Annotated in this window: 9 protein-coding genes and 2 riboswitches; of the genes, 5 read left to right on the top strand and 4 right to left on the bottom strand. The window is 69.3% G+C overall.

The genetic code is table 11. The features are described 5' to 3' along the window. The first annotated feature begins 276 nt into the window (after nt 1–276). Both U5809_RS18730 and bamE read left to right on the top strand, forming a co-directional pair. Complete coding sequence (locus tag U5809_RS18730; RefSeq protein WP_322087653.1) at nt 277–1,440, top strand: M20 aminoacylase family protein; 1,164 nt, start codon at nt 277–279, stop codon at nt 1,438–1,440. A gap of 171 nt (nt 1,441–1,611) precedes the next feature. After that, on the top strand, nt 1,612–2,151 hold the full coding sequence (gene bamE / locus U5809_RS18725; protein ID WP_048244354.1) for an outer membrane protein assembly factor BamE domain-containing protein: 540 nt from the start codon (nt 1,612–1,614) through the stop codon (nt 2,149–2,151). A 27-nt stretch (nt 2,152–2,178) separates the two neighbouring features. Here bamE and U5809_RS18720 read toward each other — a convergent pair whose 3' ends face one another. From U5809_RS18720 to cobA, 4 genes are read right to left on the bottom strand one after another with little or no spacing between them, the layout of a single operon-like run. Further along, complete coding sequence (locus U5809_RS18720; protein WP_322087652.1) at nt 2,179–3,483, bottom strand: cobyrinate a,c-diamide synthase; 1,305 nt, start codon at nt 3,481–3,483, stop codon at nt 2,179–2,181. Nucleotides 3,484–3,485: 2 nt separating this feature from the next. After that, on the bottom strand, nt 3,486–4,088 hold the full coding sequence (gene cobO / locus U5809_RS18715) for a cob(I)yrinic acid a,c-diamide adenosyltransferase (RefSeq protein ID WP_175844021.1): 603 nt from the start codon (nt 4,086–4,088) through the stop codon (nt 3,486–3,488). A 36-nt stretch (nt 4,089–4,124) separates the two neighbouring features. Next, on the bottom strand, nt 4,125–4,502 hold the full coding sequence (locus U5809_RS18710) for a cobalamin biosynthesis protein (protein ID WP_322087651.1): 378 nt from the start codon (nt 4,500–4,502) through the stop codon (nt 4,125–4,127). Continuing rightward, a complete protein-coding gene (gene cobA / locus U5809_RS18705) occupies nt 4,499–5,308 on the bottom strand; it encodes a uroporphyrinogen-III C-methyltransferase (RefSeq protein ID WP_322087650.1) in 810 nt (269 codons plus the stop codon). Before cobA ends, U5809_RS18710 begins: the two co-directional genes overlap by 4 nt. A gap of 109 nt (nt 5,309–5,417) precedes the next feature. After that, nucleotides 5,418–5,653: riboswitch (cobalamin riboswitch) on the bottom strand. A 113-nt stretch (nt 5,654–5,766) separates the two neighbouring features. After that, a riboswitch (cobalamin riboswitch) is annotated at nt 5,767–6,032 on the top strand. A gap of 328 nt (nt 6,033–6,360) precedes the next feature. Here cobA and cobW point away from each other — a divergent pair. Genes cobW through U5809_RS18690 form a run of 3 tightly spaced genes read left to right on the top strand, consistent with a single transcriptional unit; the run spans nt 6,361 to nt 12,338 of the window. Beyond that, on the top strand, nt 6,361–7,449 hold the full coding sequence (gene cobW, locus U5809_RS18700; RefSeq protein ID WP_322087649.1) for a cobalamin biosynthesis protein CobW: 1,089 nt from the start codon (nt 6,361–6,363) through the stop codon (nt 7,447–7,449). 6 nt (nt 7,450–7,455) lie between these two features. Continuing rightward, nucleotides 7,456–11,265: a cobaltochelatase subunit CobN gene (cobN, locus tag U5809_RS18695; protein ID WP_322087648.1), complete on the top strand. Its 3,810-nt coding sequence runs from the start codon at nt 7,456–7,458 to the stop codon at nt 11,263–11,265. After that, nucleotides 11,262–12,338, top strand: coding sequence for an ATP-binding protein (locus U5809_RS18690; RefSeq protein WP_322087647.1), 1,077 nt, complete (start codon nt 11,262–11,264; stop codon nt 12,336–12,338). The genes cobN and U5809_RS18690 overlap by 4 nt, the downstream gene beginning before the upstream one ends. Nucleotides 12,339–12,427 lie beyond the last annotated feature (89 nt).

Here is a 12,427-nt window from a genome sequence, read left to right as displayed (position 1 = left end):
TGAACAAACGCCAGCAACACGTTGATGTATTGGAATTATTCCGGATGCTTGAACGGTCATCGTCGAATCCCGGTGCTCAAGTCGATGTGGAGCCCACAGTTTCACGGGGCCCGGGCCGCGTGCGGCAGTCATCCGGATGGCCGGTTTGCTCATATCGTACGCGGCGCCAGATGTGGCAACCATCAGTTGCTACCGTGACGACTTTCCGTCTGCCCGGTTGCCGGTGAACCGACTATCCTTGCCTGCACATTCCCCGCAGAAACAGGAGACGACACCGTGACGCACAGCGTGATTCCCGCAGGCCTCGCCGACGAAATGATCGAGATCCGGCACCGCCTCCATGCCCATCCCGAGCTCGGCTTCGAGGAATTCGCGACGAGCGACCTCGTCGCCGAGCAACTGCAGTCGTGGGGCTACACGGTGCACCGCGGGCTCGGCGGCACGGGCGTCGTCGCGCAGTTGAAAGTCGGCACCGGCACGCAGCGCCTCGGCCTGCGCGCCGACATGGACGCGCTGCCGATCCACGAGGCCACGGGCCTGCCGTACGAGAGCAAGATCGCCGGCAAGATGCACGCGTGCGGTCACGACGGCCACACGGCGATGCTGCTCGCGGCCGCGAAGCATCTCGCACGCGAGCGCTGCTTCTCGGGCACGCTCAACCTGATTTTCCAGCCGGCGGAAGAAGGGCTCGGCGGCGCAAAGAAGATGCTCGACGAAGGGCTGTTCGAGCTGTTCCCGTGCGATGCGATTTTCGCGATGCACAACATGCCGGGTTTCCCGACCGGCAAATTCGGCTTCCTGCCGGGGTCGTTCATGGCGTCGTCCGATACCGTCGTCATCGACGTGCAGGGCCGCGGCGGCCACGGCGCGGTGCCGCACAAGGCGATCGATCCGGTCGTCGTGTGCGCGCAGATCGTGCTGGCGCTGCAGACGATCGTGTCGCGTAACGTGTCGCCGCTCGACATGGCGATCGTCACGGTCGGCGCGATCCACGCGGGCGAGGCGCCGAACGTGATTCCCGATCGCGCGCAGATGCGCCTGTCGGTGCGCGCGCTGAAACCCGACGTGCGCGACCTGCTGGAGACGCGCATCAAGGAAGTCGTGCATGCGCAGGCGGCCGTGTACGGCGCGACCGCGACGATCGACTACCAGCGCCGCTACCCGGTGCTCGTCAACGACGTGGAAATGACCGAGTTTGCGCGCGGCATCGCACGCGAGTGGGTGGGCGAAGCGAACCTGATCGACGGGATGGTGCCGCTCACCGGCAGCGAGGATTTCGCGTTCCTGCTCGAGAAGCGGCCGGGCTGCTACCTGATCATCGGCAACGGCGACGGGGAGGGTGGCTGCATGGTGCACAACCCGGGCTACGACTTCAACGATGCAGCGCTGCCCACCGGCGCGTCGTACTGGGTCAAGCTGACCGAGGCGTTCCTGGTCTGAAGCGAAGTCGCGGCGGCGTGGCCGCCGCCGTTCGACATCCGCGTGTGCGTCCGCGATACCGGACGCGACAGCACGCGCGTGAATTTGACGCTCCTTGACATCGACGCAACAGGTCGCGTGCTACGCTGCGCGCGACGCCGGATCGGCTCGATGAATACAGGTGTGGATGAAATGCGAAAACAGCTTTTGACCGTGCTGACGGCTTGTGCGGTCGGCGTTCTGGCGGCCGGGTGCGACGACCAGAAGGTCGCCGACGCGGTGAATGCGATCAAGCCCGATCCGATGGCGTTCGGCAATCTGCAGCCGGGCGTGTCGACGACCGAGGACGTGCTCCGCCAGGCAGGCAAGCCCGAGATGGTCAGGCAGGGCGACGACGGCTCGCAGCGGTTCGAGTATCCGCGCGGCCCGTACGGCACGAGCACCTACATGCTCGATTTCGGGCCCGACGGCCGGCTCGTGTCGATCACGCAGGCGCTGACGGCGGCGAACATCGCGAAGGTCGTGCCCGGGATGTCGAAGGACGACGTGCGGCAACTGCTCGGCAAGCCGACCGAGATCGCGCAATACGCGCTGAGCCACGAAGAGGTGTGGAGCTGGCACTGGGCCGAGGGCGGCGTCTCGGGCGACGCGATGTTCAACGCGCATTTCTCGCCCGACGGCACCGTGATCCGCACTTCGCGCTCGGAAGCGCCGGGCCGCGAAAAGCCCTGACATCGCGGCGCCTCGCCGGTGTCCCGGTCAGAACGCCGTGCCGCCGAACAGCGCCACGACCACCTCCGGATTCGACGGCCAGTACATGTGCATGTACGTCGCGACGATCGCGCCATGGCGATAGACGGCTTCGCCGCTGCCCGGCGTGCCGTCGGGGCGCACCGCGTTCGCGACCGGTTCCAGCGGCGTCGCGAGCGTCGAATAATGAAACGTATGACCGCGCATCGGCCCGGTGTGCGTATCGAACTGCTGCATGCCGAGCGCCGCGAACCGGCGCTGCATCGTCGCATGACCCGGCAGCAGACCGAGCATCGGCGTTGTCGCGCCATCCACGTCGGTCAGCGATTCACCGAGATACACCATCCCCCCGCATTCCGCGACGATCGGCCGGCCGGCCGCCGCGTGCGCGCGAATCGTCCTTGCGGTCGCGGCATTGGCCGCGAGCGTCGCCGCATGCAGTTCGGGATAGCCGCCCGGCAAAAATAGCGCGTCGCAATCGTCCGGCACGGGTTCATCGGCGAGCGGCGAGAAGAACCGCAACTGCGCACCGAGCGCGTCGAGCAGCGCCAGATTCGCCGGATAGATGAACGAGAACGCCGCATCGCGCGCCACCGCGATCCGCTTGCCGGCGAGCGCACGCGGCAACGGCGCCGCGGCGTCCGGTTCCGCGAACGCGACAGCGGGCGGCAATTCGGCGAGCGCCGTCTGCGCGAGCACGTCGGCCGCGCGATCGAGGCGTGCGTCGAGATCGCCGATGTCGGCCGGCTGGTGCAGGCCGAGGTGCCGCTCCGGCAGCGCGATGCCCGCATCGGCCGGTACGTGCCCGAGCCAGCGGAGGTCGCCGGGCAGCGCCTGTTGCAATAATTCCGCATGCCGCGCCGAGCCGACGCGATTCGCCAGCACGCCGTGAAACGGCAACCCCGGCCGGAACCGCGCGAGCCCGAACGCGATCGCCGCGAACGTCTGCGCCATCGCCTTCGCCGAGATCACCGCGACGACCGGCACGCCGAACGCGGCCGCGAGATCCGCGCTGCTCGGCGTGCCGTCGAACAGCCCCATCGCGCCTTCGATCAGGATCAGGTCGGCATCGCGCGCGGCATCGGCGAGCAACGCGCGGCACCCGGCTTCGCCGACCATCCCGAGGTCGAGCGCATGCACGGGCGCGCCGCTCGCGCGTTCGAGCAGCATCGGATCGAGAAAATCGGGCCCGGTCTTGAACACGCGCACACGGCGGCCGAGCCGGCGGTGCAGCCGCGCGAGGCCGGCCGTCACCGACGTCTTGCCCTGGCCCGACGCGGGCGCGCTGACGAACAGCGCGGGGCAGGCGAGCATGCTCAGAACTCCACGCCGCGCTGCGCCTTCACGCCTTGCTCCTTGTACGGATGCTTGACGAGCCGCATTTCGGTGACGAGGTCGGCCGCATCGATCAGCGCATCGGGCGCGTGTCGCCCGGTCACGACGACGTGCACCGAGTCGGGGCGCGCGACGAGCGTCGCAAGCACTTCGTCGAGCGGCAGGTATTCGTACTTCAGCACCGTGTTCAGCTCGTCGAGGATCACCATCCGGTAGTCGCCGCTCTCGATCATCCGGCGCGCCTCGTCCCAGCCCTTGCGCGCGGTCGCGATGTCGGCGTCGCGGTTCTGCGTGTTCCACGTATAGCCGTCGCCCATCGTCACGAAATCGCATTCCGCAACCGCGCCGAGGAAGTCGCGCTCGGACGTGTGCAGCGCGCCCTTGATGAACTGCACGACGCCAAGCCGCATGCCGTGCCCGAGCACGCGCACGGCCATGCCGAACGCAGCCGTGCTCTTGCCCTTGCCGTTGCCGGTATTGACGATCAGCAGGCCTTTTTCATGAGTGGCCGCAGCCTGTTTCTTCTCGTGGCCGGCGCGGCGGCGTTCGGTCATCCGCTGATGGGATTCGGCGTCGGTTTTCATCGGATTCGTCCTGTCGAAAGAAAGCGAACAAAGGGTTCAGAGCGGGCCGGCGAACGCGACCGTCACGCCGTCCCGGATGGATTTGGGGCCCAGCAACCGGCCGTTCGGCGCCGCGAGCTGCGCGCACGGTTCGGCCACACCGGCCACACCGAAGCGTGCAAGCGCGGCGTCCGACGGACCGCTCGCGGCCAGTTCGGGACGGCTCGCCAGCTGCGCCGCGTCGAACGCGACGAGCGGCCAGCCGCGTCGCGCGCACAGCGTGCGTAGCGCACGGGCACGCGCCTTGTCGGCGAGCGTCGCGACGAGCGCCGGTTCAATGGCCGGATAACACGCCAGCGCCGCGCGGATCGCGGCATCGAGTTGTGCGGCCGTGACGTCCGCGCGAAAGCCGATGCCGAGCGCGACGCGCATCATGCGCGGCCACCGAGCGCCGCGCGCACCGCCGGATCGTCGGCGAGCGCCGCGACGCGGCCGATCACGACGATCGCAGGCGAACCGAGTCCGGTCGCGCCGATGCGTTCGACGAGGCTGTCGAGCGTCGCGAGTACGTGCCGCTGTTCCGGGCGGGTCGCATTCTCGATCGCCGCGCACGGCGTATCGCCCGGCAGGCCACCGTCGCGCAGCGCTGCGGTAATCGCGTCGAGCCGACGAATGCCCATGTAGATCACGATCGTCATGCGCGTGGCCGCGAGCGCGCGCCAGTCGGGCTCGTCGGTGCCTGCGCCATGGCCGGTGACGAAGATCACGCCTTGCGCGTCACCGCGCTGCGTGACGGGAATGCCGAGCGCGGCCGGCGCGGCGATACCCGCGGTGATGCCGTTCACGACCTCGACCGGAAAACCCGCCGCACCGAGCGCGGCCAGTTCCTCGCCGCCGCGGCCGAACACGAACGGATCGCCGCCCTTGAGCCGCGCGACGCTCCGGCCCGCGCGCAGGTGCGCGAGCATCGCGGCGACGATCGCTTCTTGCGGCGTCGACGCATGGCCGCCGCGCTTGCCGACATGCTCGATTTGCGCGTCGGCGCGCGCATGGCGCAGCACGTCGGGGTTCACGAGATCGTCGACGAGCAGCACGTCGGCCATGCCGATCGCGCGCACGGCCCTGAGCGTCAGCAGGTCGGCGTCACCGGGGCCGGCGCCGATGAGCCAGGCGCGGCTCATCGGCGCCGGCACGGCACGCACCGTGTCGAAACAGTGGAAAGGAAAAGGCGGGCGGCACATCGGCGGCCGGCGGACAGGCAATGCATGACGGATCGGGCGAAGCCCGCGCGAACGCGGGCGGAATGCGCACCCCATCCGTCCCCCGCGGATCGGGCGTTCGGCGAGCATCGGGCTCGCCCCTTGCGTCGGCCGGTATCCGGGCTGGCCGCTTGCCAGGCCGCAGCCTTCCCGCCCGGTGAAGGGCAGTGGCATCGCGGGCGGCCTGGGCGCGTGCGCGGGGAGCGCGTCGCGCGGGCGGCGTACCGTTGCGGGGACAGCACAGGCCGGGCGGATGTCCGCCTCCTGTTTCCCGTTTAACTGCATGCGCGGAATGCGCATGCGAGCACCGAACGCGGCGCTACGATAGCACACGGTTCGCCCGCGCGAACCGGCCACCGACGGCCTTCGGCGCGGCGCACGGGCGATGCGCAACGCAGTCCGGCCGCCCATGGCGCCTTGACGCTCCCCGCACCGCCGCCTACACTCGCACGCGTTTTGGTGCTCGCGCGTGCCGCTCCGGCGCGCGCAGTTAAACGGGAAACAGGGAGCCTGCCTGCATCGCAGTCGAGCCAACCTGTGCTGCCCCCGCAACGGTAAGCGAACGTGTCGCGCGCAACGCGATGCAGCGCCGCTTCGCCGCCTGTCTCGTGCAGGCGGACGACCGCCACTGGATGCCGCGTGCATCCGGGAAGGCGAAGCGGCGTGTTCGCCAGCCCGGATACCGGCCTAAACGTTGGGGTTCAGCGCCGCGGGGAGGCGGCGCATCGTCCACGGCCGCAGCAGGCCCGACGCCCGGTGTTTCCCGCTGTCTGCGCCGATCGGCCCCCGCGCGAATGCGCCCGGGCCGGCGCGGCGAGCAGCAGGCGGCGCGGGCAGGGCCGGTGGCAGCCGTGTTGGCATTCACGATGTCGACCGTTCGCAAGGAAGCACCATGTCCGAATCGTTGTTCCGCCCGTCGTGCGGCTGTCCGCGCGGATCCCGCGGCGATCTTCCTGCGCTTCGCCCGCTGAATTGCCTTGCCGCCACCGACGCGACGATCCCGTCCTGATTCCCTCTTCGACACCGGACCTACCATGACCCTACGCAAGCTTCCCGTCACGATCGTCACGGGCTTTCTCGGCAGCGGCAAGACGACGCTGATGCGCCACATCCTGCAGCACGCCGAAGGCCGCCGCATCGCGGTGATCGTCAACGAATTCGGCGAACTCGGCATCGACGGCGAGATCCTCAAGGGCTGCGGCATCGGCTGCGAGGATGCCGAGGGCGCGCAGGGCGAAGCGTCGGGCCAGCTCTACGAACTCGCGAACGGCTGCCTGTGCTGCACCGTGCAGGAAGAGTTCTATCCGGTGATGGAGGCGCTCGTCGAGCGCCGTGCGGACATCGACCACGTGCTGATCGAGACGTCGGGCCTCGCGCTGCCGAAGCCGCTCGTGCAGGCGTTCAACTGGCCGACGATCCGCAACAGCTTCACGGTCGACGCGGTCGTGACCGTCGTCGACGGCCCGGCCGCCGCGAGCGGCCAGTTCGCGGAAAACCCGCAGGCCGTCGACGCGCAGCGCCGCGCCGATCCGAACCTCGACCATGAATCGCCGCTGCACGAACTGTTCGCCGATCAGCTGTCGTCCGCCGATCTCGTGATCGTCAACAAGGCCGATCTCGTCGGCAATGCGGAATTCGCGCAGATCGAAACCGCGATCCGCGACGAGATCCCGCCGCAGGTGAAGATCGTGCGCGCGACGCGCGGCGAGCTCGACCTCGCGATGCTGCTCGGTCTCGAATCGGCATCTGAAGAAACGATTCACCTGCGTCACGACCATCACGGCTCGGCCGACGACGGCGATCACGATCACCATCACGACGATTTCGACTCGGTGGTCGTGTCGGGCGATGCCGGCACGCGTGAGGCGACGATCGCCGCGCTGCAGCGGGTCGTCGAAGCGCACACGATCTACCGCGCGAAGGGTTTCGCCGCGCTGCCCGGCGCGCCGATGCGGCTCGTGATCCAGGGTGTCGGCCGCCGCTTCGACAGCTATTTCGACCGTCGCTGGCAGGACGGCGAAACGCGCGCGAGCCGCTTCGTGCTGATCGGTGAGGATCTCGACGCGGCCGCGCTGCAACGCGCGTTCGACGCTGCGTGCGCGGCCGAGCCGCAACAGGCGTAACACACGATGCATCTGCTGCGCACCACGCCGGGCGGCTTTGTCGACGATACGCAGGGTGTCGTCCGGATCGACCAGCAGCCGGCCGACATCGTGATCCTGAGTTCGGCCGACACGACGCTGTCGCTGCTCGCGAGCATCGTGCCGCAGTTGCCGGCCGGGTTCCCGAGCGTGCGGCTCGCAAACGTCACGTTCCTGCGCCAGCCGGCGTCGGTCGATTTCTACGTCGACGACGTGCTGCGCCACGCGAAGACGGTCGTGATCGATCATCTCGGCGGCGAGGCGTACTGGCCGTACGGGATCGAGCAGGCCGTGTCGCTCGCGTCGAAGCGCGGGCAGCAGCTCGCGATGTTCTCGGGCGACCTGCAAGAAGATCCGAACCTCGTCGCGAAGAGCACCGTCACGCCGGATCTGTGCCGGCTGTGGTGGCGCTACCTGCGTGAAGGCGGCGTGCACAACGCCGACGCGCTGCTGCGCAGCATCGCCTTCCATACGCTCGGGTTCGGCGACGAACCCGAGTTGCCGCGCCCGCTGCCGGCCGCCGCGCTGTATCACCCGGCGCGCGACCGCGCGAGCGTCGACGACTGGCGGCCGCGCTGGACGCCCGGTGCGCCCGTCGTCGCGATCCTGTTCTATCGCGCGCACTGGCAGGCCGCGAACACGACCGTGTTCGATGCGCTGGCCGATGCGCTCGTCGACGAAGGGCTGAATCCGCTGCCGATCGCGGTGACGTCGCTGAAGGATGCGGTGAGCCGCGAGGTCATCACGCAGCTCTGCGACACGCACGACGTCGCGCTCGTGCTGAACACGACCGCGTTCGCGGCCGGCGCAATCGACAGCCCCGAACACGACGTGCTCGCCGGCGACGCGCCGGTGCTGCAGGTGATCCTGTCCGGCGGCAATCGCGACGCGTGGGTGGCCGACAACCAGGGGCTGCATGCGCGCGACATCGCGATGCACATCGCATTGCCCGAGGTCGACGGCCGGATCGTCACGCGCGCAGTGAGCTTCAAGGGGCTCGCGTATCGCTGCCCGCACACCGAAGTCGATGTCGTGCGCTACCAGCCGGACGCCGAGCGGATCGCGTTCGTCGCTGCGCTTGCGCGCGGCTGGTGCCGGCTGCGCACGCTCGATAACGCCGACAAGCGCGTCGCGCTGATTCTCGCGAACTATCCGCAAAGCGAAGGGCGGATCGGCAACGGCGTCGGGCTCGACACACCGGCGTCCGCGCTGCGCGTGCTCGCGGCGCTGCGCGACGCGGGCTACGCGCTGGCCGACCTGCCGCCCGACGGCGACGCGCTGATCGCCCGGCTCACCGAAGGCGTGACCAACGACGCGGCCGTGCATGCGTTGCGGCCCGCGTTCCAGAGCTTTCCGCTGGCCGACTACGTTGCGCGTTTCGCGCGGCTGCCGGCGGCGGTGCGCGACGCGCTGAACGAACGCTGGGGGCCGCCCGAAGCCGACCCGACATTGCGGCAAGGGCGTTTCACGATCGCCGGCTGGCGCGCGGGCAACGTGTTCGTCGGCATCCAGCCGTCGCGCTCGCGCGGCGAGAACGACTATGCGAGCTACCACGACGCGGATCTCGTGCCGCCGCACGCGTATCTCGCGTTCTATTTCTGGCTGCGCGATGCGTATCGCATCGACGCCGTCATCCATCTCGGCAAGCACGGCAATCTCGAATGGCTGCCGGGCAAGAGCGTCGCGCTGTCCGACGCGTGCTGGCCCGACCTGACGCTCGGGCCGCTGCCGCACCTGTATCCGTTCATCGTCAACGATCCGGGCGAGGGCAGCCAGGCGAAGCGCCGCGCGCAGGCCGTGATCATCGATCACCTGATGCCGCCGCTCACGCGCGCGGAAAATTACGGCCCGCTGCAGGATCTCGAGCGGCAGGTCGACGAATACTACGAAGCGTTGATGGTCGATGCACGGCGCGCGAAGCTGCTGCGCAAGACGATCCTCGCAACGATCGCCGAACATCGTCTGCATGACGAACTGAGCGTGTCGCCGCCGCGCGATACGGGCGACGAGGATGCGCTGCTGACGCGCGTCGACGCATGGCTGTGCGAACTGAAGGAAGCGCAGATTCGCGACGGGCTGCACGTATTCGGCATGTCGCCGGCCGATCGCCAGCGTCGCGACACACTGCTCGCGCTCGCGCGCTTTCCGGTCGGCGACGGCAAGGGCGCTCGCGCGGGGCTGATCGGCGCGCTGGCGCGCGATCTCGCGCTCGGCGACGACTTCGATCCGCTCGCGGCCGACTGGGCCGCGCCGTGGGCCGGCCCGCGCCCGGCGGTCCTGCAGGCGCTCGACGCATCGCCGTGGCGCCATGCGGGCGATACGCGCGAGCGGCTCGAACGGCTTGCTCAGCAATGGCTGGACGGGCTGTGTGCGGCCGATGGCGGCAACCCTGGCGCCGACGCGATAGCGTCCGGCGAATGGCCGCACACGCTCGCGGTGATCGAGCGCGTCCGTGCGACGCTGCTGCCCGCGCTCGACGCGTGCGGCGGCGAGGAAATGCGCCAGCTTTTGCGCGGACTCGACGGCCGCTTCGTGCCGCCGGGGCCGAGCGGCTCGCCGTCGCGCGGCCGCCCCGACGTGCTGCCGACCGGCCGCAATTTCTACTCGGTAGACACGCGTGCGGTGCCGACGCAGGCCGCCTGGTCGCTCGGCCTGAAATCCGCGCAGCAACTGATCGAGCGGCATCTGCAGGATCACGGCGACTATCCACGCGCGATCGGCCTGTCCGTCTGGGGCACGGCGACGATGCGCACGGGCGGCGACGACATCGCGCAGGCATTCGCGCTGCTCGGTGTGCGACCGAAATGGGCGCACGGCAGTCATCGCGTGACCGACTTCGAGATCCTGCCGATCGAGATCTTCGACCGGCCGCGCATCGACGTGACGCTGCGCGTGTCGGGCTTCTTCCGCGATGCGTTCCCGAACCTGATGCATCTGTTCGACGCGGCCGTGCAGGCAGTCGCCGCGCTCGACGAGCCCGAGGAGCTGAACCCGATCCGCGCACGCATCGAGCGCGAACGCGCGAAATGGATCGCGCAGGGCGTGGCGCCGGACGAAGCGCGGCGCCGTGCCGGCTGGCGCGTGTTCGGTGCGCGTCCGGGCAGCTACGGCGCGGGGCTGCAGGACCTGATCGACCAGCGCCGCTGGCAGTCCGACGCCGATCTTGCCGATGCGTACCGCCAGTGGGGCGGCCATGCGTATGCGCAGAACAGCGCGGGCGACGCGGCGGCCGACGTGTTCGGCGAGCGGCTCGCGACGATCGACGTCGTCGTGCAGAACCAGGACAGCCGCGAGCACGACATCCTCGATTCGAACGACTACTACCAGTTCCAGGGCGGGATGACGGCGGCCGTGCGGCACCTGTCCGGGCAGCAGCCGAGCATCTACCACGGCGACCATGCGAACCCGGTCGCGCCGAAGATGCGCACGCTGCGCGAGGAAATCGCGCGCGTGATCCGCTCGCGCGTCGTCAACCCCAAATGGCTCGACGGCGTGAAGCGTCACGGTTACAAGGGCGCGGCCGAGATGGCCGCGACCGTCGACTACCTGTACGGCTACGACGCGACCGCGCGCGTGTTGTCCGACCACCAGTACGCGCTCGTCGCCGACGCGTACCTGTTTGACGACGCCACCCGTGCATTCCTCGAACGGCACAACCCGAAAGCGCTGCACGGCATCTGTGAACGCTTCGTCGAGGCGATGCAGCGAGGCCTGTGGCAGCAGCCGGGCGACTATCGCGAGCGGATCGAAGCGGTCTGGCTCGCGAGCGAACAACTCCAGGAAGGAGGACGGCGATGACCGATCCGACGACGCACCGCGCCCGCGCGGTCTTTCCGTTTGCGGCGCTGGTCGCACAGGATGCGCTGCAGCAGGCGCTGCTGCTCGCCGCGATCGACCCGTCGCTTGGAGGCGTGCTCGTAAGTGGCCCGCGCGGCACCGCGAAATCGACCGCGGCGCGTGGCCTCGCGGAGCTGTTGCCCGAGGGGCAATTCGTGACGCTGCCGCTGTCGGCGAGCGACGAACAGGTGACCGGCACGCTCGACCTCGCGCATGCACTGGCCGAAAACGGCGTGCGCTTCCGGCCGGGCCTGCTCGCCCGTGCGCACCTCGGCGTGTTGTACGTCGACGAAGTGAACCTGCTCGCCGACGGGCTCGTCGATACGCTGCTGGACGTCGCCGCGAGCGGCGTGAATATCGTCGAGCGCGATGGCGTGTCGCACGCGCACGACGCGCGCTTCGTGCTGGTCGGCACGATGAATCCCGAGGAAGGCGAGCTGCGCCCGCAACTGCTCGATCGCTTCGGGTTGATGGTCGAACTGGAGAATTGCTTCGACGCCGCGCACCGCGAGCGGATCGTGAAGGCGCGGCTGGCATTCGATCTCGATCCGGATACGTTCCGCGCACGTCACGCATCCGCGCAGCGCGCACTCGGCGACCGGATTCACGCGGCGCGCGCACGGCTGGCGACGCTCGATTTCGACGATGCGGTCCATGCGCGCGTCAGCGCGCTGTGCATCGATGCGGCCGTCGACGGGCTGCGTGCCGATCTCGTGATGCTGCGCGCCGCGCGCGCACTGGCGGCGCTGGAACAGGCCGACGCGGTGACGGTGTCGCATGTGGAGCGCGTGGCGCAGGCCGTGCTGCGGCACCGGCGCCATGCGGGTACGCCACCGTCGCACGGATCGTCGCAACCAACCGGTGAACGCGACGATCGTTTGCCGCCGGATGCGCGCCAGCGGCCCGACAACCGACAGGACGAGACACAAGGCGATGCATCTGCGTCACAGGGCGACTGGGGCTACTTGCCGCCCGAGCCGGCTGGCCTGCGCGAAGTCAAAGGCGTCGTGCCGCTGCCGCTAAAAAAACGCTGAGCCATCGAGCCGGCGCCGCCGCGAACGCCGTTCGCGGTCCTCGATGGCAGTCAGGCGCAGCCGCGCGCGTACCGGGCACGGCACGCGCG

Source organism: Burkholderia sp. BCC1999 (assembly GCF_905339975.1).
Taxonomy (GTDB): domain Bacteria; phylum Pseudomonadota; class Gammaproteobacteria; order Burkholderiales; family Burkholderiaceae; genus Burkholderia.
This window is presented reverse-complemented; position numbering and strand designations above follow the sequence as displayed.